Origin of the sequence: Bacillus sp. AR13-1, assembly GCF_008042285.1 — a bacterium.
Lineage (GTDB): Bacteria > Bacillota > Bacilli > Bacillales > Bacillaceae_G > Bacillus_A > Bacillus_A mycoides.
In genome coordinates, this window is the sequence record NZ_QNUA01000001.1 from 108,538 (window position 1) to 125,816 (window position 17,279).

Genomic DNA, 17,279 nt, shown 5'->3' on the forward strand with positions numbered 1-17,279 from the left:
TTTACTCTCCTTTAATAGTGTCCTCACTTAACCTCTTTGCAAATGATCCAACGACAGTAAATTTCTCCATTCCTTCTGATCCAGTAACATAAAAAGAACCGCTCCGTAACCATGCATGCGCAATTAATTCACCATGACTATCCTTAGCAGTTCCTAAATAAAGAGTACTCTCAATGTGACGTTTTTCGAGCATTTTCATCCCAGCTATAGCTTTAACGAGACATTGACTTTCCCAAAAAGTATAACGACTCATAATAGAAATTGCTTCGGACACCTTTTTTAGCGTATCTCCGTGCGGTTGAATATGAGTACTTGAGGTTTCACTCATGTAATCCCCTAAAGAAGGTGCAACTTTGGAAAATGTAATATTTTTTAGTACACGTGCCCATCCTAAAAAAATAAAAGCCTCTAAAAATAAGAGCTTTGTTTTCATGTTTAGTGATAAAAACATCCTTAACCTTTTCACAATATTTATTAATCCCTTCCTAACAGTTCTTTTGAAATTACGAATCTATCTATTAGGCTGATCTTTTATTTGAATTAACCCTTCTTGAAACAAACACTCTAAAAAGGAAAGAACTTGCTCTTCACAATCTTTTCGTTCAATATCATAGTTAGATACTAGCATAGTAACAAGCTGATTAATTATTATTGGCTTTTCAATAAGCTCCCATATTTCTCCGCCTATTTCACCTAAGTTATAGTAATTTCCTTTCTGGACATTTAACATAACTTTTTCTCCATCCATATCGCTTACTATATTACCCTTACTTTGGACAACGTTATGTTCTAATGATATTTTTCTCGAGTGGACAACCATCAACCATACTCCCTTTCTGTATAGTATTTAAAATAACTTCCACAAGCTCATGAGCTGTAAATCTTGAAGCCGGGCGGCTTACTTGAAATATTTCCATTCCACTTGCAATATTAGATGAAGTTTCAAAATGCCATTCCATCAATCCTAATTTAGAAATCAAAGAATTCCTAAAAGTATGGCGGTATAATTTATACAAGCGTGCGAGCCCTTCTATACGGGTCATCTCGATATCTTCTCCCTGCGTTTTTACTAATTCAATAACACCAGCAAGAGGTAATGGATCAGGAAAGAATTGAGAATTCACAGGAACAGCATACTTCGTTTCCCTTTCAAATAAAGGGCTAAATTGCGCTACTTCCATTCCTAACTCATTTATGCTCTCTTGCCATAATTTTTGTTGTGCGTAAGAAGGATGAACTATTGCAGTATTTTTATTCAAAAGGGACACAGCAACTACATCATCACTTAAAAGCTTATATCCTTTATTCAAAAAAGCCGAGGCTAACGTTGATTTTCCAGCTCCTGAATCACCAATTAATGCATATGCTTTCCCATCTATAGCAATTACACTCCCATGCAATGGGAGTATTTTACGTTGCATTAAAAGCGCCCCCATACAAGTTCCCAAAATATATAGTCGAATTTTATCTTCTTCTGCATTTGCCATAGGTGAAAAGGTGATTTTCTCACCTGATTGTATAGCGAATATTGCAGTTTGAGGAACATGAAACATAACTATATCATCCTCCACTACTATCGTTTTTTGCTTTTCTGCGCTATATTCACCCCACTGTTCTGACAAATCAGTTATTTCAACTTGAACATCCGCCATCTCTTTTTTTTCATTCAGCTGAGACAATTCAGGTAATGGGATTTCACTTACTATTTTTAACCCGAAGGCTTGATATAACACATTCCCCATAGAATCAAACATCCTATCCCCCACATTGTCAATTTTTTGAAAGCTCTTATATAATAAAGCTATATAAGAGCTTTATTTTTCCAATGACTTAACTGTACTTCACTGGATCATCTGGGTCAGGTTGAACAGCATCTGGATATTTATGCCCAGGCCCCGCCATAGTCATATTAATATTAAGTACTTCTAATACAGGTTGTTTCCATTCCTTTTTCATACGTATCACCTCCTTTCACATTGCTTTTTTTATAAATCGATAGAAGATTAAGCTACGCATTAAAATTCTAAAATCTACATCAAATGCATATTCTGGTCGAGGTTCTTTACAAATTTTTGAGATAGCTTTCTTAATTACCTCGACATTTAGAAATTCAGAAATTACTGGATCTACACTAAGTTCTTCAACTTCCTCAATAAATTCATTCCAAAAAGGAGCCATGCGGTAAACACCATCTGCACCTTGAATACCTCGAACCCGTTGATTCAATCGTACTTTATCAGGAAGGAAATTCTTTGTGGCTCTCCGGATCAGGGCTCGATCCAAACCATTTTGAACATACTGTTCTTCTGGAACTGACAAACAAAATTGAATCAATCGTAAGTCATTTGTGGGATCACGATCCCATAAAGCATAACGTAATGATAATTTCGTTTCATACGTTCCATTTATGCTCCAATAATATGGTTTTTCAAACTGTTCTCTTTTCATGTCATATGCATTAGAGATAGAGGTGCCTGTTATATCGATGTCTTGTTCTCTGAGTCTGTCAAAAACATTCATTTCCCTTGCAAATTCCGGATTAATTATTGCGGAATTTGCATCTTGTTTCCCTGAAAAAAGTAACTGATGCAAAAATGGAAATGCCTTTCGTCTTACCACTTCAAAAACACGTGATTTTTTCACTCCTATATTTCTACTATATAAATGTAGTTCACGATAAAAACGAATCCAATGTAGCTTTTTCAATAACATTGCCTGGTAATCTAAAATAGGTCCCCACGATACTGTCCAATTACCTCTTTGACCACTAAGAAGTACTCCTATTCCATTCTGAGATGCTTTTTCATAAACTCCACTCAACCAAAAAGTATTCTCAAAAAATTTATATGGCATCTCCATTGTTTCCAGCCAATCATCAATTTCCGATAGTGGGCTTCTCTCCGGCAATTCTAAATAATAATCCTGTATATTCCCTACATGCTCGACAGTCGATTGAATAAATGGTCTTTCGTCAGCTATTCTACCTTTGTGTGTCCAATCTTCAAATCCTTCTACTGGAACATAACTGTACGTATGTAATTTTTTATTTTCAGCCCGTAAATCACTTGCAGCAAAACTAACGACAGAACCTGAGTCTAGCCCTCCGCTCAAATGAGCTCCTACTTGGTGATGTGTTCGTAAACGTGCCTTCACTGCACTTTGATACACCTCTCGAAACGCCTCTTCATACTCTTCATTTGATTTTAAATTAAGCATTTCCCCAACAGTTGGTGTATAGTATCGCGAAAACTTCACTTCGCCTTCCTTTACCAAAATAGTGTGTGATGGAGGCACTTGTTCTATATATTTGTAAACTGTTAACTGTGGATCTACCGATTCGAAATTTACAGGTATAGCTAGAAATTCAGCAATCCACTGCTTATTCAATTTCTTCTCAACATATGGTAGAGAAAATAACGGATTTATAATAGTACAAAAAGTAAATTTTTCCTCACCACGATAAAAATAAAGTGTCCGACTTCCTGAAAAATCTCTGGCACCAAAAAGAGTTTGTTTTTTCTCATCCCAAATCATAAAGGCAAAATCGCCTACCAAATATTTTGGAGCCGCTTCCCCCCATTTCTGATAAGAGAGTAAAATTAACTCGCTATCTGTCATGTTTTTTCTATCCGAATAATCCACTTGTAGTTTTTCAAATAACTCATCACGATTATCAATAATAGCATCTGCTGTAATTGCCAGTTGCTTTTCATAATTATAAAAGGGTAATTGTTCACCAACTGACTCTGGTGTAATCCATTGTGCATGACATCCTAGAAAAGCATTTTCTTTGTGCCATATTTGAATATCATCGGCAGGATATTTGTATAAACGACTCATTACTTCTCTTCCGTTCTCAATTGATACAGGCTCATTAGTAAAGTGGATAATGCCAGCTATAGCGCTCATTTCTTCCTCCTAATATATGAAAAGTTACTACAAATACTATTTACATATTAAATTCGTTAAACATACCTCTTTATCATTCTTTTTAACGAACGAAATTATTTGTTTTATTACTTTCTCAATTACATGCTTAAATTTACTTTCAGACTAAGATATAGATATTAAAAGCCTATAATTATCCCTTTTTTATGTCAATTGAAACTGAATGTCCCCAAACAATTCCCTTAAAAATTCATTATAAAGAACAAATGGTGGTACGTATACAAATCTAATTCCACTTTTACTTACTTTTAATTCTTCCATTCTACAGCTTTTAAAATACCTTGAATTACCCTTTGTTGATCTTCAGCTAACATATTAGATCCTGAAGGCAAACAAATCCCACTTTGAAATAGGTACTGCGACACATCTTCATTTTTGCTATGCGGATAATACTTCTTCTCTTTAAAGAGCGACTGCATATGAAGTGGCTTCCACATAGGACGCGCTTCAATATTCTCTTCTGCTAAAGTTCTCAACAATTTCCCAATAGAGATCCCGGATTCCTTTTCATCAATTGTCAATGTAGTAAGCCAACGATTAGAGCGAGTATTTTCTAATTCAGGCATAAAATAAAATCCTGGCATGTGAGATAGTGCTTCATAATACCGTTTATATATACACCTTCTAGTCCTCACTCTATCTTCTAACACTTCTAATTGCCCTCTCCCAACACCAGCTAATATATTACTCATTCTATAATTGTAACCTATCTCACTATGCTCATAATGTGGAGCTGGATCCTTTGCTTGTGTCGCTAAAAACCTCGCTCTTTCTAATGCTTCTACATCATTAGAAACTAGCATTCCACCACCTGAAGTTGTAATGATTTTATTTCCGTTAAATGAATAAACCCCAAACCTCCCAAATGTACCGCTTGCTTTTCCTTTATATGTAGATCCAAGAGATTCTGCTGCATCCTCAACTATAGGAACATTATATTGATTACAAAGTGAAAGAATTTCATCTAGTTTAGCACTCTGACCATATAAATGAACAAGAATGATAGCCTTTGGTAATTTCCCCACTTTATTAGCTTCATACAATGCATGTGCCAATGCATTCGGTGACATATTCCATGTTTCCGGTTCTGAGTCAATAAATACTGGTTCAGCTCCCAAATAAACAATCGGATTCGCACTCGCTACAAAAGTAAAACTTGAACAAAACACTGTATCTCCCTTTTGGACATCTAATAATCGCAAAGCTAAATGAATAGCAGCCGTACCTGAACTAACTGCAGCCCCACCTTTCACTCCTACAAAAGATGCAAGTTCTCTTTCAAATCCATCAACATTTGGGCCAAGAGGGGCAATCCAGTTTGTATCAAATGCATTTTGAATATATTTTTGTTCATTCCTACTCATGTGCGGAGAGGAAAGGTAAATTCGCTTTTTATGCTGAACTGTGTGCATGTAAACACATCCTTTATACATATTTAAATACTATGTATCTAAAAACATATGCTCTAATACAGATATATCAGATAATCTCCTTAAATTATCAATTGTATAATGTGCTTTATAAGCTTGCTCAACTATAAGATTATGGTGAATTCCACCTTCTCTATTAATATGGATCGTTAACCATTTCAATTTCTTGGCTGTTATAAAATCCTTACTTAAATTATCTCCTATATAGACACATTGCTGATGAGGCACCTGTAGTTCCTTACTTATTTTTTCATAAGGAATTTGGCTCGGCTTCCAATATTCTTTTCCCAGCTCATCAGTGAGAATTATCGAATGAAATCTCTCTTTTAACTTTAATGCATTAATTTTCTTTTCTTGGGCAACTAAATATCCGTCTGAAATAAGTCCTATTTTAACGGTATTAACTAAATTATTTAGTACCCAATCCGCTTCATCCAACAATTGAATATCTGGTTTATGAAACCTATACTGTTCTATCAAATTACTAATCAATTTTTCATCGTAAGGAATGTTTAACTTTTCTAGTGTTTCATTAAACACGAACCTTCTTTCCCCCGAATCGAATAATTGAATTGCAATATTATAAAATCCGGTTTTCTTATACTTTTCTTTAATCCAATCATCCACTGCTTTAAAACCACTTACAACATAATCTTTCTCTTTATATAAAGTATCATCCATATCAAAAACAATTGCTTTAATCATCATCTTAAATACTCTCCATAAAAACCGCTTCATCATATCTAAGCATTGTTAAATTTTCTCTCCAATTAAAGTCCTTATCTATAAAGACTTCCCCCTGACACATTTTAATTGTCCAAAGTGGAAAATTCGCTCCTGCTTCTATTGATAGTGGTATTCCTCCTCCAAAACGAGGGTTTATTTCAATAAACGTAATTTGTCCATCCTCCTTTTTAAAACATTGTAAAGTAATACACCCAATAGGATTAGGAAGAGCTTTTATTACAGTTTCTGCTGCTTGGATGATATCAAAATCCTTCTTGGTTATACCTTTACTTACCTCACCTGCTCGTGTCTCTATACGCAATCTAGGAACGATTGTTTTTATATTCCCACAGAAATCTACCATGACATCTATAGTGTATTCTTCTCCTGAAACGTACTCTTGTATCATAGCGTTAGGTATATAATCCTTAAAAAATTCCAATTCCTTTTCATTCATTATTTTTGTTACACCTTTACTAGAACTGCCATCATAAGGTTTAATTAATAGTGGAAATTGATATTCTTTTCTTCCAATCTCTTCATCACTATATACTCTAGGTGTTGGTATATTATTAGATGCAAAAAAGTTATATGTGTATTTTTTGTTATTAGCAATCTTATTTAATTCCATACTAGAAACTAATACTTTTACACCAATACCTTCGAAAACCTTCGAATTATTAGCCATAAGGGTTAATTCTGTATCAATTAACGGAATTATTAGATTTATCATTTCAGATTTACATATTTTTAATAATTCATTTATATATCCCTCTTCATTTACACGCGGAACAATAAAATGCTTATCGCTAAAGTAAATGGTGGGAGCAGTTTCTTTTAAGTCTGCAGTAAAGATTTTTCCTTTGATTCCTTCTTGTTTAAGTACTTCCTTAAATTTTTTAATTAAGGTGACCCTCCTACCAGAGCTAGTAAACAAAATATTCATTTTATTCCCCCCCATGCTCGATTCCCCCCTTAAAAACTGGCATAGTCACATGCTTATTATTTGTTATCCCTTCCGACTTTAAAACCTTACTAAAAGTTAGATATAAAATTTTCAAATCTAAAAGAAAACTTTGATTCTCAACATACCATACATCTAATTTAAATTTCTCATCCCATGAGATACTATTTCTTCCATTAACTTGAGCCCATCCAGTGATTCCGGGTCTTACATTATGCCTTTTAGCTTGCTCTTTCGAATATAAAGGCATATATTCTATTAATAATGGGCGGGGGCCCACCAAACTTAATTGACCTTTTAGCACATTTATTAATTGTGGTAATTCGTCTAAACTATATTTTCTAAGAAATTTTCCAACTTTAGTTAATCTAGCATGATCTTGTAACAGCTCCCCATTACGATCTCGCTCATTGGTCATCGTACGAAATTTATAAAGATAAAAAGGTTTTCCATGTAACCCTGGACGTTGTTGTCTAAATAAAATGGGTGATCCTATCTGAGTTTTAACTATAATTGCTACTAAAAGAATAACGAAAAAAAAGCAAATTAATAATAATAAAGAAATAAAGATATCAAACAGTCTCTTCATTACCAATCATTCCCCCATCTTAAATTATTACAAATGCTTTTCCAAAGTTAAATAATCTACAAAGTATTCATTACGGATTGAAATCAAGTATTCTTAAGTTGTAATTAAAGAATTGTATTCAATTTCTCTTTACTTATCACCTGCAAACATTTTCTATAGTACACAGCTTTAAAACTTAATAAGTAGAAGAAAGCAATACACATAGGTGCAAAATATATTTTTCCAAATGCTTATCCAAGAGACTATTACACACTGTAAAAATCTCAAAAAATATATTCACAAACACAGTTTTATAAACAACGCTTAGTAGTATATTAAAAAATCCATTTATTATTTAAAAATTCTCCTACACACTATTTTTTAGTATGCAGTTAACGTAATAATAAAAAGCTATTATGTTTATAAAAACATAATAGCTTTTCTCTATTCTATAGTAGTAACTAAAAGTCAATAAACCTATTATCTATTAGGAATTAGACTATTTCGAATAATTACATTGGACAAAATCCTTCCATGTACCATTATATAATACTTTATGGACATATTTATTAAGAGCCACTCTACTTCATTTCTCATAATTTTTTGAAACTATTCAAATTTAATTATCACCATGCATTAATTTGGATCTATTACACCATTAACTATATTCCCTTGCAGAAATTCCCTCCCTGTAATTGTAATTTTCGCATTATTCAACACGTTGTTTTGAATTACTACTAGGGGTGTAATACTCGTTGTTCTATTATCTATCCCAACTTGCATCAAATTTGTGGAATTTATAATATTATTTTGAATTATCACTTGCTTACCAGTAAACGCTGCATCCAAAACAATAATAGCTCTCTGAAGAGTATCATTTGTAATTTTTATAGTATTTCCCCCTAACACTATTTCATCAGATACATTTTGAATATTCAAGACCGTACCATTTGGTTTTTCTATATGACAATCCATCATCTTGAATGCTTTGAGGTTATTCACTGTAAATAACGTGTTATTTCTATCTATACTAAAGAACTTGCAATCTTTTAATTCTAAAGTGCTTCCTGTACTTGTTATCCCCAAAAAGGTTACGTCCTTAAAAAAGCAATTTGTATATGTCCCTGCAACTAAGGTTGGGTTTTTAACATTATTAAATATAATATTTTCAAATATCCATCCTGATTTAACTGTTCCTACTGGTACATAATTTAAATACAAAACGTCTTGTCCTTCAAATATACAATTTGAGATAGTTTGCGGCTCATTTTTCATCTCTAATGTCCACTGATACAATGATGACAAGGAATTTAGTTTATCTGCATCGTTTATAAAGCGACAGGAATCAACTTTAACCGCATATGGAAAGGGGGTATCAATAATCATTTTACTATTAGAAAAAATATTATCTAATATATTAATAGGTCGATTTACATATACACCTTGAACATTTACTTGCGCTCCGTATACATAATTATTGGAAAAAATAACATCTCCTAACAAAGAGACCTTGGTTAATCGGATATTATTCCCTGTTACGATTACCCTATCTGCACCACCATTAATAGATAGCCCAACATAAGCATTTGAAATGGTATTCATAATAGAATTATTCGATATATAGATAAATTTCCCATTTACAACAATAATATTATAATTTTTATTATCATGAAAATTATTTCTTTCAATGTATATATATTGATTTAAATCATATCCATCTTCAATATCTAGTCCACTTTGTGGATTGGTACCTGCGATGTGATGAATATCATTATCTCGAATATATACATTCTTTGCCCCACATACACTAATCCCTTGTCTACGGCAATCATGTAAATTACATTTTTCTATATAAGTATATTGTGAAAAAGAAGGCACCCGAACATTTATTAAACAATTTGCAGGAGCAGGAACATTCCCTTGATGCAAAACAATTTTAGCATAACTTACTCCATTAGGGACTTCTACTTCATCAAAGAATTGTACATTGGTTTTTGAAGATAAAAATATATTATTTGAAGTGTAAAAAATGACATCATAATAATCGCATTTTATTTCAGAACCCAATGCTCCAAATCCATTTCCATATAATCCAAAGTAACCATACTTTACAATAGCCATTTGGGTCATATCAATTTGCAAATTGGAACGTATCTTTGTTGTACTACTTACTAATGAACCATCTGTTGTATTAATTGCTCCCTGTTCAAATGAACTTGCTAATGCTGTAGGAAAAGGTGAAATCTGCCCAAAAGTACTGTTCAGTGTAATGGCATCTCCTGTACAATCTAAAATATCTAGATTATCTAAAGATACAAACCGTGTATTGTTCCCCCCATCAGCAGGTGGAGTAAAACTCCCCAATTCAATGCCGTACCCTGCCTCATGTGTTCCCCCACTAGAATAATCATGTGTATATCTATCTCCTTGGATAATACCATTTGTTATCCTAGAATATACTTGATTTCTACGAAAACTTATAATTGCATATCCAGTCAAATTATTTGTTTCCATTTTTAATGTTGAACCGTTTAGATTCAAAGTTAAATGACTTGGTGGTTCGATGGGTGTTTGTTTATCAATCAAATATATTCCTCTAGGTAACACAACTTCCGTATAACCTTGTTGAGCCGCCCAAACTAAAGCATTATTAATACCTTTGGAAGTATTGATAGCATCAGTCCCATCATTCTTAACATCCCATCTATCTAATTCTAATACATATATACTTGTAGAATTTGTAGCTTCAAATGATTTTGGAATCCATTTTAATTGCGTACTATCATAAGTTAAAATGTCATTATGAAAAGGAGGCTTGGACACCAAATCTAAATCATTCAAATTCCCAAGATTATCCCTTCTTCTCCACATCAATTCACACCTCTTTTTTGCTTTTCTACATCTTATGTTTCATAAGGTAAATTGATTGGATATAAGAGAAGTAACATCACTTTTTATTGTTTTTAGAGATCCATTATTTAGAAAGTCTTTTCACAATTCCTTTCTCCTTCCTAAATAGATCTATTCTTACTAGCTGTTTTTATTTCAATACCCTTTTATTTATACTATTTAAACTTACAATTTTATTAAAAAGACACTATGCTCTTTATACATAACTCCCCTACTATTATTTTCAGAACAACCTAAAATCTCTTCCGTAAATAAAGCATTCTTTACTGTGATATGGAAAAAATAAAATAATAATTTATGGATAATTATCATTCGAAACTTTCCGAGTTAATATTTTCGACTTTATTTTTTTTATTAATATTCGGGTTAAATTAAGGAAATATCTATACTCTTCCGCCTCTTTAAATACCATCCAAAAGATCAAATTCGGAATAATCAGGCACAAAATACTACGTATTACCATGTCCATAAATATATTTATGTGAAAAATATAACCAATAAAATCCGTTGCTATAACAGAAAATAATACAAGCACTACAAACAAAATATATCTAATAAAATATACTTTTACAGATTTTTTAAAAATCATTTTAAATATAATATAAGGATCATACCAAAAGTAAGTACATAATCTACTAATAACAGTCCCTAAAAGCACTCCTGCTATTCCTATTTGTTTCGCGAGAATTATAGAAACTACAATATTTATAATTGCCGCTATGATAGGTCTATACTTCCCTTTTTTAAATAAACCTGTGGTTTCTCTAAAAATTGTAGTTGTATTTTGCATTCCTGAAGTGAAAAAATTAAGTAATATGAAAAATAATACATACTTATTAAACACATATTCCTCACCTAACCAGAGTGTTATAAATGGATTTATCAAATTCCAAAGGCAAACTGTACAAAATCCATATATCCAAAAATTAAAAAAGTTAATTACACGAAAAATAAAATATTTTTTTTCTGCATTTTCTTTCACATTCAAATTTCCAACACTAGCAGTGATAGAATAAAACAAATAGCCTAATAAGGTATTTAATGTATTTAAGATCAACAAATAATTTGAATACACACCAACCCAAATAATTCCAATGAATTTCGATATAATTATATTATCTGTTGCATTAATTACTACACCACTAATTTTATATAGTAACAAGGAATACAAATTCTCAAAAAACTCTCGTCTGTCTGCCTTAGATAATTTCGCATTATTTTTTTCTTTTAAAAATGGATATAATTTATTTGCCTTATTTGCAATATATACATTCTCAATTACTTTCAATGTTAATTGAACTATCAGTACTACAATGTAATCACTAATAATTATTAATAAAACAATTTGTAATGCGTTAGATATAATTATGAACAAAGTGTGTATTTTAGAAATGATATAGTTACTTTGATCAGCAATAATAATAGATTGCTTATATACAAAATAATATGATGACACCGAACTTATTAAAAATAAAAGATAGATAATGTTAATGTCTTTAATCATAGTATCTGCATTCACTAAATAATCAAGAAATGGTAATAGAGATAACCCTAATAATAAAACTACTACTCCTATTAATCTGTATGCTTTTTGATATAAATTCATTAATGCCTGTATTTTATAGATATCCTTCTCAGCTAATGGCCTATATAAACTATAAATTATAGCTGTATCAAAGCCTAAATTAGCTAGGGAAAACATCAATAGTATACTTGTAAAAAGCCCATCCACACCTAAATATTCTATACCGAGTGTATAAATAAAAACAGTTCGAACAACAAATCCCATGCCAATACTAATTATTTGTCCAGACAAACCGAATAAAATATTTTTTAAGGAATTTTGTATTCTCATCGTAATACCTTCTATATTTTAGTTGTTTTGCGTACCCACTCTACTAAATTTGGCACTAATCTTCCTTTTTAAAATAGGGAAAAACTTTGTTATCCTGTATTTTAATAACGCTTTTCTTCGTTGCGCCTTGAAATCATAATCTAGAAACCAATTTAGTAAATTTTTATCTGTAATACAATCACAATTTTGTTTCATTCGCACTTGGATTAAATTCCAATACATTTCAATGAATGTATTAGTAAAAAACTTCACCTCACTATTTAAAGAAGTTTTAACGTACTGATAAAGATTACTTGGAATATTAAAACCATATTCACGAGGATCTCTCCCTTCAGCAATAATTCCCATAATTGTTCTTAAACATTTTTCACATTTACAACAATTTTCTTCATTTTTAAAACATACCCTGATATTAACAGGTTCTTTACTAGCTGAATAATGGTCCACAACAACTTTAATCTTTTCTTGCCTAGTAAGTTCGTATCCATCATGAAATACTGTTCCAGATGCATATTTTATTTCATTATCCACAGTTGGATCAGATGCACAAGTAACTTGATATAATGGAGAATTAGAGCTTGCAATGTATATACATTTTATCTTAAGTTTAAAAGCTATTGGAATAGCTGCAGATATTATAGCTAGACCATGATGCAATCCATGCCACCATGTATCGTTTAACTTTTCTCTAAAATCATGGTCAATGTTCCCTGCAATTATAAAGGTCCCATAGTTGGATTGTATAAAAATATTTTCTAGTCCATTATCCTTTACAAAATTTATGGCATTTTCTTTATCTGCCTCCCATACTTTACTACCCTCTATTTCATTTTCATGCCATCCATATTCAGTAACTAGCAAGGGTTTTTTATCTTTTATTCTTATAAATGTAGTAAGTGCATCTAATCCCCCACTAAATAAAGATGCCGCTTCAAATTCCGGAATGTAAACATTATCAATAATTTCTCCTACATCCACGGATCCTTTAAATTTCACACCAGGAAACATGTTTTGATATGCATTTTTTATATTATTTAAACAAATATAAAAAGATTTATCTAGTTCATTTATTACTATTGTTGAATTAGTAATCCATACAAGAGGAACTACATTTGCAACAAACGGAATAGCCAAAATACTTAAAGGGATATCAGATACATCATAGTTATATTCAAGAAACATATGATTACTTGTCTTAAAATACTTTTGTAAATCCCCCTTAATACTAAAAGAATAATCAACTCTATTATTTCTTACGACAATTTTATCGAGAATTATACTATTCATTTGAGCCTCCTAATAAATCGCCATTTTTATCAAAGTACATTTATTAATTAGAGAACTGTTTTAACCATTGATTTACTACATCAAAATTCACTTGAACATCCGTGATAAACTCTGAATTTATCATTTTTTCAAGATTATTTAAATCTTCTCTATCAATCAGATTTAAATTATACGTTTCGCCCATCCCCTTAGCTCTTTCATCTATGGAGATAATTATTGCACGTTTTTTATGACGCATAGCAAATATGCCGCCATGTAAACGTGTTCCAATATAATCGACGGCTGTATTTAGGATTTTTTCATACGCCTCTATAGTAGGAGGTATAATTTTTATGTCCTGTATACCCTCTAAATTTTTTAAATATTCAAAATCACCAGCGTCTTGTATCCAAAAATAGACATTTTCATAACTTTTGTTAAGTGTATCTATCAATAATTGATCTTTTTCACGATTTTTAGAATGATGGGTTAGTGTAAAAACAACCGATTCCGATTTTCCACTTGGAATTCCCCTACAAAAATCATGCGTAAAAGACCACAAAGTTGCACAACCAGTATTTAGAGCTTTAAAGCCCATTTCTTCTAAAATTTTTTTTGTTCTTTCATCTCTAACGCTATGTATATATTCATGTGATAAAACTTTTCTATATAACATTTTTGTATAGGGATTTATTTTATTCCCTTTTCCTGCACCAACTCCAACCAGAATACTCCCCTTTAAAGGACCATAATTAAATATATTAATATTCCACTGCGGAAAGTGCGTAAACATATCCATTGCTAGCAAATTCGAACCACCTACAAACTTATATTTCGCATCACTATAAATCTTTACCCTATTTGATTTTCTCGCTACTTGGTACCAATGAAAAGGTGAAACATGAGTAGGTAATGTTAAAACATATGCATTTTTAGTTATATCAGAAAGATGATGCTTTACACACTTCATTATTATATCGTCACCCTTGTTAAGAGAACCTACCGATGTATCTAATACTAAAACATTCTCCATAAAAATAATTCCCCCAAGTATCTTTTATAAATAGTAAAAGATTTTTTAGTTTTATAACTTAATCTATTCTAATTCAATTAACCTATATATCTTTTCCACTTCTATTTCATTACCATAATTTTTTTGGCTTACATTATTAACAATTTCACTTCTGAATTCAACATCATCAATCATTTTTTTTATTCCTTCGACAATTCCCTTTATACCCATTGGACAAATATATCCATCTACCCCGTTCTCCAGCTGACTTTTGGCAGTTGAAAAATTAGTTATTAATACTGGTTTCTTAAGAATTTGCGCTTCCCGAACTGTTACTGCCTTCCCTTCGTATCTAGAAGGTTGTACATAAATATCACATGCTTTTATGTACGGATACGGATTAATCTTCTTACCTAGTAAAACAAATTCATCTTGAAGTCCTAATTTATCTATCAACAATTTAAGTTCCGCTTCTTGAGGCCCATATCCAACTATGTACCACTCGATATCATACCCTTGATCTAATAGTTTTCTAAGCGCATATATAGCGTCATCAATTCCCTTAGCATGAGAAAGTCTAGCAACAGTAACTAACTTGATTCGCTCTCTATTTATTGGTATTTCCTGAGTAATATCTCCTTCATTAGATTGTTCGCGAACAAATTCAGAATCTATTATATTTTCTATCACTTGCACCTTTTTATTAATATAAGGCAGACTATTCAGGAATGTATCTCTACAACTTTCGGAAACCGCCACAATATCATCCATTTTCCTCCACATTTTACATTCCATTTCTTTGTTAAGTTGTATGTTCGAATAATCAGTATGAATCCACCCAATTTTTCTTTTCGCTCGAACTTTATCCCCTATAAAATAATGCGGCCATAAAAAACTTATCGCAACATCGTACTCTTCTCTCAACTTTGGAAGAAATGGAAGAGATATTCTCCATCCATATTGAATGACGAAGTATCCAGGTTCTTTACTATTTACATATCGCCCATGCATAACGCCCATAATTCTCCCTATTATCCTAGTAATCCCAATTGAGTAATGCCCTTCTTGTAATATCTGCTTAATTGATTTTCTAAAAGTAGTATATTGTTGCAATTCCTCTAATAAATTCGGCTCTTTAGGTAGTAAAGAGAAAAATCCACCTTCATGTTTAAATAACATTAAATCTATATCATACTTACTGTAATCAATTGTATTTAATAAACCAATCAAACTTCTTTCTACTCCACCAATTTCCATATCAAAAGATGTAATTAATATTCTTTTCTTTTTCATTATAGGATACCTCACAAAATCTATTATTGATTTCTCTTCCTCATTTTATATTTGTATTTTGCTGTTACGCTCAACAAATCTCCTTATACATCAGACATATAAAATGAAAATAAATTAGATTATCCTATTTCTTCCTTGCGCACAATTCCATATAACGATAGCCACTCGTAAATGTTATCGTTAATATCAAAGCCTAATTTCGATATATTGTTAATTATAAATTCCCTGTCAGGTCTTTCTTTTAACAAGGCTTTATAAATTTCTTTACACCATATTTCAATTTCTTCATCTAAGTCAACAAATGACATTATCCCTAACCCCATATCAGTATTATTAGGTAGCGTATCTGCTACAACACATGGTACACCTGCAGATTGCGCTTCTAAAGTTACAATACCAAACCCCTCAAACAAAGAAGGAAAAATAAAAACATCAAAACTCTTCATGAGTCGTGGAATATCCTTCCTAACCCCCAAAAATCTAATATTTTCAAAAATCCCTAATTGCTTTGCTTTTAATTCAATAGAAATCCTTAACGGGCCATCTCCTACTAAAATAGCAACAAAATTTGAATCTCGTTTTAAAATTTGCTTTAAAACTTTTAGGATAAAAATATGATTCTTTGACTCTGAAAAACTTCCTATATGTCCTATTAATTTTGTTGCATTCGGTATATTAAGTTCCCTTCTTACGCTGACACTACTCCCAGCGTCTATATCAGTAAATTGATTAATATCTATACCGTTTTTAATTAGTTCTATCCTCTCACTATGAAGCATCCTTTCGCCAAATAAAAAACGTGCTGCTTCAACGCTGCACGCACAATAATTAGTTCCAGCATATTTAATAATAGATTGCAAAACCTTTAGGATAACTCTTGCTTTTATTCCAGAGTCTTGTGGCCAATTATTACTATGCGAATGACAAATCCTCTTTTTTATACCAGCTATTTTTGCCGCTACAGCAACGAAACCACCTTGATAATCCGTATGTGCATGTACAACTTCATATTGATTATCCGACATAATTTTCACAAGTTCTTTAACATAGGAAAAAGGTCCTATTTGTCCTAAACTAGGTACCTTATATATTCTCCCACCTAACGCCATTATTTCATCTTCATAATCATTTTTCTCATTTCGATGAGATACAAAATCAAACTGAAGCTGCCTCTTATCTATTTTCCTATATATATTCATTAGTAACGTTTCAGCTCCCCCGCGATTCAGAGCGCTGACAATGTGTAAAACCTTCTTTTTATTTTTAGGTCTAAGCTTAGAATCTATCCCCATTTAACAATCCTCTCC

Annotated in this window: 15 protein-coding genes; all 15 read right to left on the reverse strand. The window is 31.8% G+C overall.

The annotated features are described in order from the left end of the window. Position 1: 1 nt before the first annotated feature. The 15 genes from DN408_RS00595 to DN408_RS00665 all read right to left on the reverse strand — a co-directional run bounded on the left by DN408_RS00595 (position 2) and on the right by DN408_RS00665 (position 17,264). Entirely contained in the window at positions 2–475 is a 474-nt protein-coding gene (locus DN408_RS00595) for a lasso peptide biosynthesis B2 protein (protein ID WP_033713202.1), read from the reverse strand. A gap of 36 nt (positions 476–511) precedes the next feature. Next, the gene (locus tag DN408_RS00600; protein ID WP_002128586.1) at positions 512–820 is read right to left on the reverse strand and encodes a lasso peptide biosynthesis PqqD family chaperone; all 309 of its coding nucleotides are present in this window, start codon (positions 818–820) and stop codon (positions 512–514) included. Continuing rightward, complete coding sequence (locus tag DN408_RS00605) at positions 783–1,754, reverse strand: aldolase (RefSeq protein ID WP_002128587.1); 972 nt, start codon at positions 1,752–1,754, stop codon at positions 783–785. Before DN408_RS00605 ends, DN408_RS00600 begins: the two co-directional genes overlap by 38 nt. A 76-nt stretch (positions 1,755–1,830) precedes the next feature. Beyond that, positions 1,831–1,956, reverse strand: coding sequence for a paeninodin family lasso peptide (locus DN408_RS00610; RefSeq protein ID WP_000712621.1), 126 nt, complete (start codon positions 1,954–1,956; stop codon positions 1,831–1,833). A 15-nt stretch (positions 1,957–1,971) separates the two neighbouring features. Continuing rightward, positions 1,972–3,909 (reverse strand): lasso peptide isopeptide bond-forming cyclase, encoded by a 1,938-nt coding sequence (locus DN408_RS00615; protein WP_147739915.1) that lies wholly within the window; start codon positions 3,907–3,909, stop codon positions 1,972–1,974. A 287-nt stretch (positions 3,910–4,196) separates the two neighbouring features. Beyond that, positions 4,197–5,360 (reverse strand): aminotransferase class I/II-fold pyridoxal phosphate-dependent enzyme, encoded by a 1,164-nt coding sequence (locus tag DN408_RS00620; protein WP_050000629.1) that lies wholly within the window; start codon positions 5,358–5,360, stop codon positions 4,197–4,199. A gap of 30 nt (positions 5,361–5,390) precedes the next feature. Next, positions 5,391–6,086, reverse strand: a complete 696-nt coding sequence (locus DN408_RS00625) for an HAD family hydrolase (RefSeq protein WP_002128593.1) — start codon at positions 6,084–6,086, stop codon at positions 5,391–5,393. 1 nt (position 6,087) lies between these two features. Next, positions 6,088–7,065 (reverse strand): ATP-grasp domain-containing protein, encoded by a 978-nt coding sequence (locus DN408_RS00630; RefSeq protein WP_033729827.1) that lies wholly within the window; start codon positions 7,063–7,065, stop codon positions 6,088–6,090. Next, positions 7,052–7,657, reverse strand: coding sequence for a sugar transferase (locus DN408_RS00635; protein WP_002128595.1), 606 nt, complete (start codon positions 7,655–7,657; stop codon positions 7,052–7,054). Before DN408_RS00635 ends, DN408_RS00630 begins: the two co-directional genes overlap by 14 nt. Positions 7,658–8,272: 615 nt before the next feature. Further along, positions 8,273–10,507, reverse strand: coding sequence for a right-handed parallel beta-helix repeat-containing protein (locus DN408_RS00640; RefSeq protein WP_147739916.1), 2,235 nt, complete (start codon positions 10,505–10,507; stop codon positions 8,273–8,275). A 334-nt stretch (positions 10,508–10,841) separates the two neighbouring features. Further along, complete coding sequence (locus tag DN408_RS00645) at positions 10,842–12,401, reverse strand: lipopolysaccharide biosynthesis protein (protein WP_016120648.1); 1,560 nt, start codon at positions 12,399–12,401, stop codon at positions 10,842–10,844. A gap of 18 nt (positions 12,402–12,419) precedes the next feature. Beyond that, a complete protein-coding gene (locus DN408_RS00650) occupies positions 12,420–13,688 on the reverse strand; it encodes a hypothetical protein (protein ID WP_016120649.1) in 1,269 nt (422 codons plus the stop codon). Positions 13,689–13,731: 43 nt separating this feature from the next. Further along, entirely contained in the window at positions 13,732–14,700 is a 969-nt protein-coding gene (locus DN408_RS00655) for a polysaccharide pyruvyl transferase family protein (RefSeq protein WP_078178275.1), read from the reverse strand. Between the two features lie 63 nt (positions 14,701–14,763). Then, positions 14,764–15,972 carry a glycosyltransferase gene (locus DN408_RS00660; protein ID WP_002014461.1) on the reverse strand — a complete coding sequence of 403 codons (1,209 nt, stop codon included), beginning with the start codon at positions 15,970–15,972 and terminating at the stop codon, positions 14,764–14,766. A gap of 119 nt (positions 15,973–16,091) precedes the next feature. Continuing rightward, a complete protein-coding gene (locus tag DN408_RS00665; protein WP_002128602.1) occupies positions 16,092–17,264 on the reverse strand; it encodes a glycosyltransferase family 1 protein in 1,173 nt (390 codons plus the stop codon). Positions 17,265–17,279: the final 15 nt, after the last annotated feature.